The 14,820-nt window shown below is 72.3% G+C and carries 12 protein-coding genes; 4 read left to right on the top strand and 8 right to left on the bottom strand.

The window, feature by feature from the left end; all coding sequences use genetic code 11:
* Window position 1 precedes the first annotated feature (1 nt).
* Genes ACFWJ8_RS12765 through ACFWJ8_RS12780 form a run of 4 tightly spaced genes read right to left on the bottom strand, consistent with a single transcriptional unit; the run spans window position 2 to window position 3,853 of the window.
* Window positions 2-1,471 (bottom strand): cation acetate symporter, encoded by a 1,470-nt coding sequence (locus ACFWJ8_RS12765; protein WP_378811847.1) that lies wholly within the window; start codon window positions 1,469-1,471, stop codon window positions 2-4.
* Complete coding sequence (locus ACFWJ8_RS12770) at window positions 1,468-1,875, bottom strand: DUF485 domain-containing protein (RefSeq protein ID WP_378811849.1); 408 nt, start codon at window positions 1,873-1,875, stop codon at window positions 1,468-1,470. The genes ACFWJ8_RS12765 and ACFWJ8_RS12770 overlap by 4 nt, the downstream gene beginning before the upstream one ends.
* Entirely contained in the window at window positions 1,872-2,606 is a 735-nt protein-coding gene (locus ACFWJ8_RS12775) for a LytR/AlgR family response regulator transcription factor (RefSeq protein ID WP_378811852.1), read from the bottom strand. Before ACFWJ8_RS12775 ends, ACFWJ8_RS12770 begins: the two co-directional genes overlap by 4 nt.
* On the bottom strand, window positions 2,603-3,853 hold the full coding sequence (locus ACFWJ8_RS12780; RefSeq protein WP_378811854.1) for a sensor histidine kinase: 1,251 nt from the start codon (window positions 3,851-3,853) through the stop codon (window positions 2,603-2,605). Before ACFWJ8_RS12780 ends, ACFWJ8_RS12775 begins: the two co-directional genes overlap by 4 nt.
* Window positions 3,854-4,022: 169 nt before the next feature.
* Between ACFWJ8_RS12780 and ACFWJ8_RS12785 the strand changes: the two genes are divergently transcribed.
* Complete coding sequence (locus tag ACFWJ8_RS12785) at window positions 4,023-4,391, top strand: DUF485 domain-containing protein (protein WP_378811857.1); 369 nt, start codon at window positions 4,023-4,025, stop codon at window positions 4,389-4,391.
* Complete coding sequence (locus tag ACFWJ8_RS12790; protein ID WP_378811859.1) at window positions 4,388-6,013, top strand: cation acetate symporter; 1,626 nt, start codon at window positions 4,388-4,390, stop codon at window positions 6,011-6,013. The genes ACFWJ8_RS12785 and ACFWJ8_RS12790 overlap by 4 nt, the downstream gene beginning before the upstream one ends.
* A gap of 126 nt (window positions 6,014-6,139) precedes the next feature.
* On the opposite strand, the gene ACFWJ8_RS12795 is transcribed toward ACFWJ8_RS12790, so the two are convergent.
* The 3 genes from ACFWJ8_RS12795 to ACFWJ8_RS12805 all read right to left on the bottom strand — a co-directional run bounded on the left by ACFWJ8_RS12795 (window position 6,140) and on the right by ACFWJ8_RS12805 (window position 11,534).
* Window positions 6,140-6,916: an alpha/beta fold hydrolase gene (locus ACFWJ8_RS12795; RefSeq protein WP_378811862.1), complete on the bottom strand. Its 777-nt coding sequence runs from the start codon at window positions 6,914-6,916 to the stop codon at window positions 6,140-6,142.
* A gap of 56 nt (window positions 6,917-6,972) precedes the next feature.
* Window positions 6,973-10,239, bottom strand: a complete 3,267-nt coding sequence (locus ACFWJ8_RS12800) for an SdrD B-like domain-containing protein (protein ID WP_378811864.1) — start codon at window positions 10,237-10,239, stop codon at window positions 6,973-6,975.
* A 95-nt stretch (window positions 10,240-10,334) separates the two neighbouring features.
* Complete coding sequence (locus ACFWJ8_RS12805) at window positions 10,335-11,534, bottom strand: Dyp-type peroxidase (protein WP_378811867.1); 1,200 nt, start codon at window positions 11,532-11,534, stop codon at window positions 10,335-10,337.
* A gap of 38 nt (window positions 11,535-11,572) precedes the next feature.
* On the opposite strand from ACFWJ8_RS12805, the gene ACFWJ8_RS12810 reads away from it, so the two are divergent.
* Together ACFWJ8_RS12810 and ACFWJ8_RS12815 are read left to right on the top strand one after the other, a co-directional pair.
* The gene (locus tag ACFWJ8_RS12810; protein ID WP_378811869.1) at window positions 11,573-12,877 is read left to right on the top strand and encodes a nitrous oxide reductase family maturation protein NosD; all 1,305 of its coding nucleotides are present in this window, start codon (window positions 11,573-11,575) and stop codon (window positions 12,875-12,877) included.
* On the top strand, window positions 12,874-13,614 hold the full coding sequence (locus tag ACFWJ8_RS12815; protein ID WP_378811872.1) for a hypothetical protein: 741 nt from the start codon (window positions 12,874-12,876) through the stop codon (window positions 13,612-13,614). Before ACFWJ8_RS12810 ends, ACFWJ8_RS12815 begins: the two co-directional genes overlap by 4 nt.
* Before the next feature lie 7 nt (window positions 13,615-13,621).
* Here ACFWJ8_RS12815 and ACFWJ8_RS12820 read toward each other — a convergent pair whose 3' ends face one another.
* Window positions 13,622-14,656 (bottom strand): LacI family DNA-binding transcriptional regulator, encoded by a 1,035-nt coding sequence (locus tag ACFWJ8_RS12820; RefSeq protein ID WP_378811875.1) that lies wholly within the window; start codon window positions 14,654-14,656, stop codon window positions 13,622-13,624.
* Window positions 14,657-14,820 lie beyond the last annotated feature (164 nt).

Genomic DNA, 14,820 nt, shown 5'->3' on the forward strand with positions numbered 1-14,820 from the left:
GTCACGCCTCAGGCGTGTGCAACCGGGCGAGGAACGCGTCCACGCCGCGCGGGGCGCCGCGGCGATCGGTCCTCGACACGACGATGATCACGGCGACGGCGACGGGAACGGTCCAGGCTGCGGGCTGCTCGAGGAACGGGCGGATGCCGGGGGCCCAGGCCGCCAGCATCCCGCCGCCGAAGATGGCGACGGCCGACAGGATGCCCCCGGCGAGCATGCCGGCCACCGCACCGCGCGCCGTGAGACCCCGCCACCAGATGCCGAGCAGGAGCACCGGGCACAGCGTCGACGCGGTGAACGCGAAGACGAGGCCCACGCTTCCGGCCAGTCCCGACGACTCGGTCGCGAGGGCGACGAGCAACGGCACGACCGTGGCGAGCACGGCGGCGATCCGGAAGCCCCGGACGCTGCCGCCGAGCAGGTCCTGGCTGATGACGCCCGCGAGCGACACGACCAGTCCCGATGTGGTCGACAGGAACGCCGCGAACGCACCGGCGATGACGAGGGCTGTCAGCAGCACGCCCGCGGGTCCCGGGATGAGCCGTCCCGGGAGCATGAGCACGAGCGCATCGGCCTGACCGCCCTCGGCGAGATCCGGTGCGAAGACGCGGCCGAGCAGTCCGAACACGGTCGGGAAGCAGTAGAACGCCGACAGCAGCGCGAGCACGATGACGGTCGTCCGGCGGGCGGCGACGCCGTCGGGGCTCGTGTAGAAGCGCACCAGCACGTGCGGCAGGCCGAGGGTGCCGAGCAGCAGGGCGACCATCAGCGACACGGTGCGGTAGGCGTCGAGCCCCGACGGGCCTGCGGTGGGCGGGAACGGATCGATGGATGCCGCCTGCGCGACGAGCCCCGCCACGCCGCCCGCGACGACGATGAGGATGACGACGGCAGGCACCGCGAGCGCCGTGAGCTTCAGCCAGAACTGGAACGCCTGCACGAACGTGATCGAGCGCATCCCGCCGGCCATCACCACCGCGGCGACGATGACGGCGACGGCGACGGATCCCACCCAGGCCGGCATCCCCGTCGTGATCCGCACCGTGAGCGCGGCCCCCTGCAGCTGCGGCACGATGTAGAACCAGCCGATGACGATCACGAGGGTGCTCGTCACGCGGCGCACGCCGGTGGATTCCAGGCGCGCCTGCGTGAAGTCGGGGATCGTGTACGCGCCGGAGCGGCGCAGCGGCGCGGCCACGAACAGCAGCAGCATGAGGTACCCCGCGGTGTAGCCGATCGGGAACCACATGCCCTGCGAGCCGGTCAGCAGCACCAGCCCGGCGACCCCGAGGAACGAGGCGGCCGAGAGGTACTCGCCGCCGATCGCGGAGGCGTTCCACCACGGCCGCACGGTGCGGCTCGCGACGTAGAAGTCGCTCGTCGTGCGCGAGATCCGCAGGCCGTAGAACCCGATGAGGGTCGACGCCGCCGCGACCGCCGCGATGCTCAGGTAGCCCACCCAGGGGTTCATTCGTCCACCGTCAGCGCACGGTAGCGCGCCTCGTTGCGGGCCGCCGCGCGCACGTAGAGCACGGCGACGGTGAGGGCGAGCGGGTACAGCCCGAACCCGAGGAGGAGCCAGGATGCCGGCACACCCCAGACGACCGCCGCGCTGAGGTCCGGCACGAGGGCGAGCACGAGCACGAACGCGACGGTGGCGACGATGAACCCGACGGCTGCGACGATCCCGAGGCGCAGCTGCGAGCGGATCAGCGACCGGACGTAGACGGCGGCCGGCTCCGTCGCCCGCCCGCCGGTCGCGGGCGAGCGCAGGTCGAACGCAGGGCGTGCGGGGACGCCGAGTCCGGCCGCGGTCACGCGCACGCGCTCCGGTCGCGGGGGCGTCCGGCCGGGCTCGGCGGGCTCGTCGGTCACGAATCCGCCCGCACGGTCGACTGCGCGAGCCGGTCGCGCAGTCCGGGCAGCATCCGTCGACTCACCGGCAGGGCCGCATCGCCCACGATGACGGTCGGGTGATCGGAGCCGAGCCGGATCTGCGCGACATGCGCCAGCGCGACGAGGTACGAGCGGTGCACGCGCACGAAGCCGGCGTCCGCCCACTGGCGCTCCAGATCCGAGATCGGCACGCGCACCAGGAACCCGCCCTCGGCGGTGCACAAGCGGGTGTAGTCACCCTGAGCCTGCACGTACCGCACGTCGTCCCTGCGGATCATGCGCGTCGTGCCGCCGAGGGTCACCGCGATGAGCTCGGCCGCCGGGGGAGCGGACGCTTCGGGCGTCTGCCGCAGCGCGTCGATGACGCGCGAGATGGATCTCTCCAGCCGCACGGCGCGGACGGGCTTCAGCAGGTAGTCGACCGCCTCGAGGTCGAACGCCTCGAGGGCGCCCTCCTCGTCGGCGGTGACGAACACGAGCGCGGGCCGGTGCTCGAACCGCTGCAGCGCGCGGGCGAGGTCGAACCCCGACAGGCCCGGCATGTGGATGTCGAGGAACACCGCGTCGACGCGCTCGCGGGTGAGCAGGCGGATCGCGTCGGCGCCTGTCGACACCTGGTGCACGCGTCCGATCCGCGAGTCCTGCTCCAGGAGATACGCGAGCGCGGCGAGAGCCGGCTCTTCGTCGTCGGCGATCAGGACGTCGATCATGAGTCGGCGCTCGCAGGGATCGGGCCGGTGGCCGACGCGGCCTTCGGCAGGGTCTTCGGGATGCGCATGCGCACGAGCGTGCCGGCGCCGATCTGCGTCTCGACGACGAGGCCGTTCTCCTCGCCGTACACCTGACGCAGGCGGGCGTCGACGTTGCGCAGGCCGACGTTGTCGCGTGCCCGGGCGGTGCCCGCGCCGCCCGGCACACCCGCGCCGAAGGGACCCGGCGTGGGGGAGAGCACCTCGCGGATCTGCTCCGGGTCGAACCCCACGCCGTCGTCCTCGACCGTGATCTCGGCGAACGCGCCCGAGTCCGACGCCTCGATCGTGATGCGCCCGCCGCCCTCCTTCGCCTCGAGGCCGTGCCGCACCGCGTTCTCGACGAGCGGCTGGATCGACAGGAACGGGATGACGGTGCCGAGCACCTCCGGGGCGATCTGCAGGGTCACCTGCAGACGGTCGCCGAACCGGGCGCGCTCCAGGCGCAGGTAGCTGTCGATCGAGTGCAGCTCCTCGGCGATCGTCGTGAACTCCCCGTGGCGGCGGAACGAGTAGCGCGTGAAGTCGGCGAACTCGAGGACGAGCTCCCGGGCGCGCTGCGGATCGGTGAGGATGAACGACGCGATGGCGTTCAGCGCGTTGTAGATGAAATGCGGGCTGATCTGAGCGCGCAGGGCCCGAACCTCTGCCTCGGCGAGTGCTGTGCGCGAGGCATCCAGTTCGCCGAGTTCGATCTGCGCGGCCGTCCAGTCCGCGACCTCCGCCGTGGCGCGCACGAGTCCCGCACGCACCGGCCTCGCGAACGCGACGATCGCGCCGGCCGGACGCCTGCCGATGAGGATCGGGGCGGCCACGGCATCCACGTCGGCGCCGGCGCCGACGCCGCGGCGCACCTGCGCCTTGCCGGCGGCGTGCACCGTCGCGGCGAGTTCGGCGGCGACCTCGCGCAGCCGTTCGTCGCCGTCGAGCGCGACGACGCCGTGCGGATCGACGATCGCGAACGTGTCGCAGCCGAGCAGCGCCTTCAGATGGCGGCCGGCCTTCACCGCGTCCTGCTGGCTGACGCCGCCGCGTAGGTGCTTGGCCGCGCGGGCGGCGAGGTGCAGCGTCTGGTACGTCGCCTGCTCGGCGTCGGTGCCGAGCTCGCGCGACGACACCAGCACGCGCCGCAGAAGGACGACGAGACCCACCGCGGCGGCCCCGGCAACAGCGCCGGCGCCCGCGAACAGCAGCAGCGAGTCGGGCATTCTCAGGCCAGCGTAATCCGTCGCCCGGCGCGACCGGGCCCCGTTCGTCGCACCGTCGACGCCGCTCGTCGACGACGAGCGGCGTCGCCCGTCTGCGCGGTGCCGGGCGCGGCAACATCGTCACGCGCAGCACGCGCTGCGCGATCCACCCCCCTTCGAAGGAGAAGCCATGGGCAACGACGCCCCGGGCGCGGCGACGACACCTGACGTCGACTACCGCGCGGTACAGCAATCCGATCGGTTCCAGCAGTTGAAGAAGCGCCATCGCGGGTTCGTCTTCCCCGTGCTGGTGGCCTGCCTGGCGTGGTACTTCGCCTACGTGCTGCTGGCCATGTTCGCCCACGACTTCATGTCGACCCCCGTGTTCGGCCACGTCAACGTCGCGATGCTGCTCGGCATCGCGCAGATCGTCACCACGTTCGCGGTCACGACCTGGTACGTGGGCTTCGCCAACCGTCGCCTCGACCCGATCGCGGGAGAGATCCGCGAGTCGGTCGCCGCCGACGCCGCTTCGACCCCTGAGGAGGTCACCCGATGAGCATCGTCTTCGCGGCGGACGCCGCGCCTGCCTCGGCCCCCGGCAACCCCTGGCTCAACATCGGCATCTTCGCGCTGTTCGTCGCGATCACGATGGTGATCGTGTTCCGCGCCAGCCGCAACAACAAGACCGCGTCCGACTACTACGCCGCGGGGCGCTCGTTCACCGGCGGCCAGAACGGCGCCGCGATCGCGGGCGACTACCTCTCGGCGGCGTCGTTCCTCGGCATCGTCGGTGCGATCGCCATCACCGGGTACGACGGCTTCATGTACTCGATCGGCTTCCTCGTCGCGTGGCTGGTCGCCCTGCTGCTCGTGGCCGAGCTGCTGCGCAACACCGGCAGGTTCACGATGGCCGACGTGCTGTCGTTCCGCCTGAAGCAGACGCCCGTGCGCGTCGCCGCGGCCATCACGACGCTCGTGGTGTGCTTCTTCTACCTGCTCGCGCAGATGGCGGGTGCCGGCGGGCTCGTGTCGCTGCTGCTGGGCATCGGAGACACCCTCGGCCAGTCGCTGGTGATCACCGTGGTCGGCGCCCTCATGATCCTCTACGTGCTCATCGGCGGCATGAAAGGCACCACGTGGGTGCAGATCATCAAGGCCGTGCTGCTCATCGCGGGCGCCGCGGTGATGACCGTCTGGGTGCTGGCGATGCACGGCTTCGACTTCTCGGCGCTGCTGGAGAAGGCGACCGTCGTCGCGGAGAACCCGGCGATCCTCGACCCGGGCCTGAAGTACGGCGTCAGCGACATCAGCAAGGTCGACTTCATCTCGCTGGGCCTCGCGCTCGTGCTCGGCACCGCGGCCCTGCCGCACGTGCTCATGCGCTTCTACACCGTGCCCACGGCCAAGGAGGCCCGCAAGTCGGTCGTGTGGGCGATCTGGCTCATCGGCATCTTCTACGTGTTCACGCTGGTCCTCGGCTACGGCGCTGCCGCCCTCGTCGGGCCCGCCGTCATCGCCGCGGCGCCCGGCGGCGCGAACTCGGCCGCCCCGCTGCTCGCGAACGCGCTCGGCGGACCGCTGCTGCTCGGCCTCATCTCGGCGATCGCGTTCGCGACGATCCTCGCGGTGGTCGCCGGTCTCACCATCACCGCCGCGGCGTCCTTCGCGCACGACATCTACGCGTCGGTGGTCAAGAAGGGCAAGCCTGCTGCGGGTGCAGAGGTCAAGGTCGCCCGGCGCACCGTCGTCGTGATCGGCGTGATCGCGATCATCGGCGGCATCGGCGCCAACGGGCAGAACGTCGCGTTCCTCGTCGCGCTCGCGTTCGCGGTGGCGGCCTCGGCCAACCTGCCGACCATCGTGTACTCGCTGTACTGGAAGCGCTTCACGACGAAGGGCGCCCTGTGGAGCATGTACGGCGGTCTCTCGTCGGCCATCATCCTCATCGCCTTCTCGCCGGTCGTGTCGGGGTCCGAGACGTCGATGCTGAAGACGGACGCGATCGACTTCGCCTGGTTCCCGCTGTCGAACCCGGGCATCGTGTCGATCCCGCTGGCGTTCTTCCTCGGCTGGCTCGGGACGATCCTCGACAAGGGCACCGAGGACCCGGCGAAGGAGGCCGAGATGGAGGTGCGCGCGCTCACCGGCATCGGCGCCGAAGGAGCGTCGCAGCACTAGCGGCTATGCCGTGGCGCCCCGGGGGGAGCGTGGCGGCTCACACGTGGAGGACCGTCCGGCGTGCCGGGCGGTCCTCCTGCGCGTGCGAGGTCAGACGGCAGCCGCCGCCGCGGAGTGACCGATCGTCTACGCGAGGCGCTCGGCCACGACGCGCACCGTCGCCGCCGGATCCGGCCGGTGCATCACCGACTCGGGAACGATGACGAGCTCTGCGCCCGCCAGCTCCTCCGCCAGGCGGTCGGCGGCCGTGAGGAGGATCGGGAAGGTCTGCTCGCCGCGGAGGATCGTGACAGGACCGTGCACCGACAGCATCTCGGGGCTCGGCACCGACGAGACCTGCACGAGGTTCGTGTCGTAGACGGTCGACTGGGCGAGCGGCACGACCGACGCGAACTGGTCGCTCGCGCGGAAGGCCTCGACCATCTGCTCCGGAAGCCCGACGCCCTCGAGCTGGAACGTGACGATCGCGTCGTCGGGCCGGCCCTCGTCGACGCAGCGCTGCAGGCGCTCGGCGAGGTCATCGGCCGGCTCGTCGATGCCGAACCGCAGCGGCGGCTCCGACAGGAACAGGGCCCCGGTCGCGACGCCGCGCGACGCCGCGTACAGCGCCAGCACCGCGCCCGACGAGTGGCCCAGGACGGCGGTCGCGCCGCCGACCGCGTGGATGACGGCCGCGAGGTCCTCGGCTTCGCGCTCGGGCGTGGAGCCGCGGGCGTCGCCGCTCGCACCGCGCGCACGCCGGTCGTAGGCGATGCCGCGGAAGCCGGCATCCACCAGCGCCTGAGCGAGGCCCGCGGCGTCGGCGGCCGTCGACAGGGCCCCGTTCACGACGACGACGGCCGGGCCGTCACCGTAGCTCTCGTAGGCGATGGTGGTGCCGTCCGCAGAGGTCGTGGTGTCCATGTCGTCAGCCAATCACGGGCCGCCGACATGCGACACCCGCTAGACCGCCGCGGGCGTCACCGGCGCTCCGCGGTGCGCCGGCGGATCAGCAGGAGCGCGACGCCGACCAGCGCGAGCGCGATGCCGGAGCCGGCAGCGAGCCAGGGGATCGAAGCCCCGGTCGGCGGCAGCGGACCCGGCGGCGTCGGGGTCGGCGTCGGCGTGGGCGTCGGGGTGAACTCGTTCGTCACCGTCACGAGCGGGACGACGTCGGTGCCGTCCACGCCCAGCACGACCGGGTCGCCGACGACCGGCGCAGCCCACGTCCCGCCGTCGGCGGGGGCGGGGTCGTCCTCGGTCACGGTGCACGTGGATCCGACGGGAAGTCCCTCGCCGGCGATCGTCTCGGTCTCGCCCGCCTGGAGCTCCCACGTGCCTTCGCCGACGACCGTCTCGGGGTCGGGGTAGGTGCACTGCCATCCGCCCGTGAACGTGGCGTCGCCCGCCAGTCCGCCCGGATCGACGACCTGCTTCTGGATCTGGAAGCCGGTCGACAGCAGGCGTGTGTTGGTGACCGTGATGATGCCGGCCTCCGGCGTGCCGTCGCTCACGAGGACCCACTCGTCGGACGGCGTGACCGTCACCGTGTAGTTCGGATCCTCGGGCTCTGTGATGCGCAGCTGCGTGCCGGCGGGCAGCAGATCGGGATCCGGCTGCGACGGGATGGTCGCGACCTCGCCGTCCGTGAGGGTCAGCGTGGCGTCCTCGGCCGGCAGCGGGATCGGGTCTCCGCGGAAGTCGCGCGCCTCGACGTTGAGTGTGAAGGTCGTGCCGGGCTCGACGGGCTCGCCCTCGGGGTCGACGATCTTCTGGATCTGCGTCGACACCGTCGCGATGAGTCCCGCGTCGATCGTGGGGTCGTTCTGCCCGGGCGTGCCCGCCGTGTAGCCGACCTCGCCCGTCGCCGGGTCGGCGTCGGAGTCGACCTGATCGTCGGAGCCGGCATCCTGCACCGTGAACCCGGCCGAGGACCACGCGATCGTGCCGAACCGCGGGTCGCCGTCGAACATGTCGCCCGCCGTCGGCGGGATGAAGGTGACGACGTAGTCGCCGCCGCCCGGCTCGAAGCCTTCCACGGTGTCGGTGTCGAAGTAGTACTGCCCGTACGCGTCGGTCGTCGTCGAGGCGAGCTGGGCGCCGCCCGGACCGGTCAGCGTGACCGTGACACCCGGGAGCACCGGCTCGTCGGCATCCTGAACGCCGTCGCGGTCCGCGTCGAACCACACCACGTTGCCGATCTGCAGCGGGGCGAGCGGCAGCAGCGCGGCGACGTCGGCGAGGCCGCCCGACTTGCGCAGGGACGAGCCGAGACCTTCGCCCGAGACGACGCGGGCGTCCGTGCGCGAACCGTCCGACGTGCGGAACCAGCTGAACCCGTTCGTCTGGTAGTAGCCACCCGGGTCGAAGGCGGTGGACAGCAGCTCGGGCACACCGGGGATCGTCGCCAGTCCGCCCGTGGTGGTCTCGTCGTGCTCGGGCGGTGTGGGCAGCAGCGTGCCTGTCGCGGCGTCGTAGTTCTCGGCGGAGTAGACGTTCTCGTCGACGAGGAACTCGCGCCCGCCCGGGCCCTGCCGGGTGAGCGTCGACGCCGTCTCGCGACCGCCCACGATCCCGTCGCTCTCGAGCGTGTACGGGCCGCCGGCGCTGCTCGCCGGCGAGGCCACGAGGGTGTCGCCGGCGCTGATCGCCTCGAAGGCGCCGCCGTCGGCGTTGGTCTCGCCGTTCGGGCCCACGGTCTCGCGGCCCATCTGGAGCGAGAAGCGGTCCTGCATCCCGATCACGAGGTCGCCCTGCGGAGTGAAGTCCAGGTCGCTGAGCGTCGGCTGCGGGTGGGCGACGATGCCGCCGCCGGTGCCCGCGAGGCCCCACGACGCGTGGTCGTCGAAGACGTCCACCCATGCGTGCCAGTGGCAGCTGCCGGGGTTCTCGTCACACGTCTGCCCGAGGCGCCACGGCGTGCCCTTCTCGTAGTCGAGCGGGATCGTGAGCGCGGGTGCGGCGCCGGCCAGTGCCGTCGGGTCGGCGGCATCCGCCTCCTTCACGATGCCGACCATCGCGGACGCGTCCGTCGCATCCTGGACGTAGCCGACCAGGATGCGGCCGTGGTGCACGGCGACGGACCACGGGCGGTCGCCGTCACCGAGCCCGAGCGGGATGGGGGTGCCCCGTGTCGCCGTCGCGATGTCGATGACCTCGAGGGCCTTCGTGTACAGGTTGACGGCGTAGAGCGTGGACTGGTCCTCGCTCACCGCCATGGCGCCGAGGCCCACCTTGCCCGCCCATTCGAATGCCAGCGGGTCGTTGCCGGGGTTGTTGGGATCGGGGAGGAGCCCCCGGGCCGCCGCGCTCAGGTCGAGGCCGGGAGGGGCGACGAACGCACTGAGGTCGAGCCATTGCTCGACCGCCCCGGGGGTGCCGAGCAGGCCCGTCTGCGGATCCATGACGGTCGGCACGCGGTAGATGCCCCCGATGCCGAGGGGGCCGAGGTCGGTGTGCCGCTTGAGCAGGGCTGAGGCGAACACATCGCCGGTGCTGCGCTGCGTGGCGATGCCCCACAGGGTGCCGGTCTGGTTGCTGACCGCGAGGGTCGTCCGGTTGACGGCGTAGCCCCCTTCACGGGGTGCGTTCGGGTCCTCCTCCATGTTGAAGGAGTACTTCGCGCTCTCGTCGGTGAACTCGTCCTGCCACGGGAACGCGGCCAGCGACGGCTGGTCGCTGGCGTAGCCGTTGTCGCGGGTGCCGGCCTGATGGATGGCCGTGACGACGGGCGTGTCGGTGCCGGCCTTCGAGTAGTCTCCGGGCGCGTTCACGCCGAAGTCCGCGGTGGTCGCGCCGACGGTGACGAGCTGGACATCGCTCGCCGAGAACGAGCCCGTCCCCACCGACGGCAGCACGGAGTACGACGGGTGGTAGCCGTCGGGAAGGCCGGAGAACGTCAGTCGCAGCTGCTCGGTGCGCGCACCGGTGACGGCGATCGAATACGAGCCGTCCGCTCCCGAGACGGCGGTGCCGACGACGTCTTCGTCGGCGTCGACGGCCGTGACGGTGATTCCGGCGATGCCGACGTCGACAGGGATGCCGGGACTCTCGACCGTGTTGCGCACGCCGTCGGAGTCGAAGTCGTGGAAGACCGTGCCCGAGACGGTGCCCGACACCGGTCCCGCCGCGACGGCGGCGTCGACGGCAGGCGTGAGCGCGAGGAGTGCTGCGACCCCCGCAGCCGCCGGCACGGCGATCCGTCGCGTCAGCCCGCGATCACGTCTGCGATCGACCCTCATCGCCATTCGCTCGCCCCTCCCGGCGTGTCGCCTCACGACAGCGTTCGAGCCCTCAGCCTATCGATGCCCGCATCGTCCGCCCAGGTCCCGCGCGGGGCGCGTCATGGAAGGAGCGCCCGGCCCAGGCCGTGTTCCGCGGTGAATCCGGGAAGGATCAGGAAGGCGCCGGAGGCCGTGGTGCGGGTGTGGGCCAGGAGCGCGTCGGACTCGTCCAGTCGCTGCTGTGTCCGGATGAAGTAGCCGGCGCTGCGCTGGAACGACACGAAGATGGCGCCCTGATCGTCGGGTCCGTTGCTGTACGCGTAGCTGCGCCGCATCATCAGGCCGTCCAGGCCCGTCGGCAGCGGATGCGCGCGACGCACATGCGCGTCGACCGGGATGTCGAACACGCCGGCCGCGCTCTTGGCGTTCAGATCCGGATCGTCGGATGCCGCTCCGCCCGACAGCGGGGCACCCGTGCTGCGCGTCCGTCCCACCGCCGCCTCCTGTGCGTGCAGGTCGAGGGCGGTGAACGCCGCCGTGTCGATGGGCATGACCCGCACGACGGCGATCGAGCCCCCGCTCGCGGCACCGTCGGCCAGCCACACGGACTCGTCGAGCTCGGCGGCGGCCTGCGGGAGGCTGATGCCGTCATGGAATCCGACGAGGTTCCGCGTCGCCGGCCCGTCGGCTGCGGAGGTGAAGCCGGAGGCGGTCCAGCGCGCGCGGCCGCCGAGGCCGGCGATCACCGCGTCCCGCGCCAGCGCGGCGACGGCGCCGTCGTCCGACCGGCACAGCACGAGCACATCGCCGTCGCGGCGGTCGTCCGGGATGTCATCGCGCGAGAAGGCCGGCAGATCCGTCCATCCGAGCGCCCCGCCGAACGCCGTGGACACGATGCGTCCGCCCACCCCGATCGTCACCGTCAGTCGTGCCGGCGCGAGGCCGCCGAGCCCGGGGTGCTCGCCCGCGCAGAGGTCTGCGATGGTCTTCCCGCACGCGTCCAGCCGGGCAGCGAGCTCGGCGATCGGCACGTCGTCGAGGTCGAGCACCGCGAGCTGCAGCTGACGCTGCAGCAGCTGCGGCCGTGCGATGCCGGCCTGGTGCGCGCCGTGGGGGTCGACGAGCTCTGCGGCGGCCCCGGATGCCGTGGCGGCAGGGGTGGCGGCATCCCTCTCGGCGGCCTCGCCGCCTGCACCCGCTGCGGTGCCGAGCGCGTAGCCGCCGGCGAGTCCGGCCACCGCACCGGCGACCCCGACGGCGCCGGTCGCGAGGAACCGGCGCCTGCTCGGGCGAGTCGGGTCGGGCGCCTCGGCAGACATGCGTTCACCCTATGTAAGCGCCGAGTAGCATGCCAAACATGCCCGCCCGACGTCTTGCCGCCGTCGTCGCGGTCGCGCTGATCGCGCTATCGGGGTGTTCTGGAGCCCCCGACGGCGGTGGCCCGTCGTCCCCGGCGCAGGCCGGTGTCGTGCGGGTTCCCGAGGATGCCGCGACGATCCAGGAGGCGGTGGATGCCGCGGTCCCGGGCGACATCGTCGAGGTGGGGCCGGGGGTGTACGAGGAGTCGGTGTCGATCACGACCGAGGGCCTCACCCTGCGCGGCACCGACCGCAACGACGTCGTCATCGACGGCGGCGGGCTGCGGGCGAACGGCGTCGTCGTCACGGCGTCCGGGGTCACCGTCGAGAACCTGACGGTGCGGGACCACACTCTCAACGGCGTGCTCGTGACCGGGCTCACGGAAGAAGGCGGACTCGCGCGGGGGAGCGACGGCTACACCCGGCTCGACCCCGAGGACTACCCGCCGCTGCAGGGGTTCGCCGTGCGCTACGTGACGGCCTCGAACAACGGGCTCTACGGCGTCTACGCCTTCGACACCCAGCATGGCGTGATCGAGCAGTCGTACGCGTCGGGCCATGCGGACTCCGGGTTCTACGTCGGCCAGTGCCAGGACTGCGACATCGTCGTGCGCGACAACGTCGCCGAGTACAACGCGATCGGCTACGAGCAGACGAACGCGAGCGCACCCGTGACGGTCGTCGGCAACCGCTTCACCGACAACCGGGTCGGCGCCTCGCTGCTCTCGGACTATCAGGAGGCCTTCGTGCCGCAGCGCGGCACCACCTTCGCCGGCAACCTCGTCGCCGACAACCAGCAGGCGAGCACGCCGGAGGTGGCATACGGGGCCTTCGGCATCGGCATCGCCGTCACAGGAGGCCAGGAGGACCTCATCCGGCGCAACCTCGTGACGGGGCATCCCGCCGCCGGGGTCCAGATCGGATCGAGCGAGGACATCCCTCCCGACGGCACGCGCGTCGAAGAGAACGAGCTGCGCGGCAACGCCCTCGACCTCGCCTACACGGCATCGGAGCGCGCACCCGGGGCGGGACTGTGCGCGACCGGCAACACGCTGCAGACGACGGCGCCTGTGGACCTGCTGTCGTCGTGGGACTGCGCGACCGGCGGCAGCACTCGTGCCGTGGGCGTGGGCATCCCGCGTCCGACCACGCCGCCCGGCATCCCGTATCGGGAGGTAGCCGCGCCTCCGCGCCAGCCGTCGATGCCCGACGACGCGACAGGCGATGCGGAGGCGCCGGAGGTGGACCTCGACGGTGTGGCTGTGCCCTCGCCCGAGCTGTTCGCGGACCGGGCGCGCGGATGATCGGCCGGGCGCTGGCGGTCGTCGCGGTGCTCGTCGCAGTGGTCGCGGGTGCGACGGCCTGCACAGCAGACGGCTCCGCTCCGTCGGCGTCGGCGTCGGCGTCGGCGTCGGCAACCGCATCGCCGCGCCCCGTCAGCGGGGACGAGGCCGAGCGGCTCGCGGTCGCGCGGCTGCGCGCCTACGAGGCGCGCGTCATGGCGCTGGAGGCCCGCGTGCCGGTCGCGGACGACACGCTGCAGCTGACCGGGCGCGTCGACCTGCGCGCGCACGACGCGACGGCGGTCGTCGAGACCGGTGACGGGCGGTGGGCGCTGCTGCAGTGGACGCAGCACGGCAAGGCGCTCGTGCCTCTCGCCGGCGAGCCCGACGGTCTGCCCGACCCGCCGGCCGACGGCTGGCAGGTGACCGGTCTGGTGCCCGACGAGCCGCTCGACGGCGCGCTCACGGTCGTGCTGAGCCTGGCGTCCGATCGGGCCGAGAATCCGCTGCTGCTGCGCCAGAACGGCGCGCAGTTCGTCCGGGCCGACACGGTCGACGGTGTGGACGTCGACGTCTTCCTCGCCCCCGGTGCGGACGAGCGCACCGACCCGCGCATCCGCTACTGGGTCGACGCTGAGGGGCTGCTGCGGCGCGTGGACGCCGACACCGGGTACGACGATCCGCTCGTGATCACGCTCACGCCGGTCACGGATGCCGCCGTCCCGGTGATCCCGGAACTCCAGGCGCTCGCGGGCTGAGCCGCGCTCAGCCGCTCTCGCGCACCACGAGCCGCGGGTCGAACAGGGCCGAGGCGGGGCGTGCGGCGGGATCGGCGAGGCGGTCGAGCAGCAGCCGCACCATGGCGTCAGCCATCTCTTGGATGGGCTGGCGCACCGTCGTCAGCGCCGGCTGCGAGATCGCGGCCATGAACGAGTCGTCGAAGCCGACGACCGCGACGTCGCCGGGCACGTCGATGCCGCGGGCGCGGAGCTCCTGGATCGCCCCGAGCGCCATCAGGTCGTTCGCCGCGAAGACGCCGTCGATGCCGGGATGAGCGTCGAGCAGCGCCGCCATCGCGCGGCGTCCGCTCTCGACCGAGAAGCCTCCCTCGACGACCGGCGCGAAGGCCTGGCCGGCTCGGGCGACGCCATCGCGGAAGCCCCGCAGCCTCGCCGCCGCGCTGGGGACGTCGGCGGGGCCGGCGATGGCCGCGACGACGCGCGCGCCGCGTGCGGTCAGGTGATCGGCGGCGAGGCGCCCTCCCTCGTGGTTGACCACGTCGACGAAGCTGATCGGCACATCGTCCGGGGGAGTCCCGAACATGACGGCGGGTACGCCGGCCTCGATCGCCTCGGCGAGCAGGGGATCGCGGGGGTGGGTGGTCACCAGCAGGACGCCGGCGGTCTGCCCGGTGCGGAAGCTGCGCAGCACGTTGCGTCGCTCGGCCTCGCCCTCGGCGAGCAGCAGTACCGGATCGCGGTCGTGGGCGCGCACAGCGCGCGCGAGCCCGCTCACGACGCGGCCGAAGAACGGGTCGGCGTACGGGTCGGACGACGCGTCGTCTGACGGATCGATTCCGGCGAGCGCGATGGCCAGCGAGCTGGATCCGCCCGAAGCCAGCGAACGCGCCGCGCGGTTCGGCACATAGCCGGTCTGCTCGATCGCGCGCTCCACCGCTTCGCGCAGCTCCGGCGTCACTCGCCGGGCGTCGCGGATCGCGCGCGAGGCGGTCGCTCGCGAGACGCCTGCGGCGAGTGCGACGTCATCGAGCGTCGGCAGTCGCGGGCCCGGCGTCGTCATGCCGCGATCCTACTCGCCAGATGAGAGCGCTTTCAGCCCAGCATGCCGTCGGGTCGGGAAGAACGTGAGAACGGTTCATGGATGCCGGTGAGCCGTGGCGCCTTGAACACGGCGCTCCACGCCTCTGAAAATGCCCGCGGATCAGCAGATATGTGGCATCGGCG

The organism is Microbacterium sp. NPDC058389, assembly GCF_042722305.1.
Classification (GTDB): Bacteria; Actinomycetota; Actinomycetes; order Actinomycetales; family Microbacteriaceae; genus Microbacterium.